The sequence below is a fragment of the Paraburkholderia sp. SIMBA_053 genome (assembly GCF_046534895.1).
In the GTDB taxonomy this organism is placed as follows: Bacteria; Pseudomonadota; Gammaproteobacteria; order Burkholderiales; family Burkholderiaceae; genus Paraburkholderia; species Paraburkholderia caledonica.
In genome coordinates this window covers 1-324 of record NZ_JAWRXU010000327.1, presented here as the reverse complement: position 1 = coordinate 324, position 324 = coordinate 1, and the positions used below count along the sequence as shown (strand labels likewise).

The window sequence follows — 324 nt, the reverse complement described above, 5'->3', positions numbered from 1 at the left end:
CGATCTGCAGGCCGTCGCGCATCCTCGCTAGCGCAACGTTCACGACCGTGACGTCGAGACAGATGATGACGAAGCCAAGGCTGGTCGCGAGCAGCGCGAGTCTTGGAGACCGGTTGGATGAGTGGATGTGTGTGCGCATGATGTCCGTGCATGGAATGGCGCGAAGCGAGCCGGACTGGCCCGCGCGTCGAGCGTGGACACACTCTATTACCTTCGCAAAAATTGATAAACGCACGGCGAATGGCAACAGAACCAATTATTATGGGGGAATGGATCTTCTCAAAGCGATGACCGTATTCGTGCGGGTGGTGGAAACCGGCAGTC

Annotated in this window: 1 pseudogene; it reads left to right on the top strand. The window is 57.4% G+C overall.

The features are described 5' to 3' along the window. Positions 1-137 precede the first annotated feature (137 nt). A pseudogene (locus tag SB753_RS35850) lies at positions 138-324 on the top strand (LysR family transcriptional regulator); the annotation flags it as partial.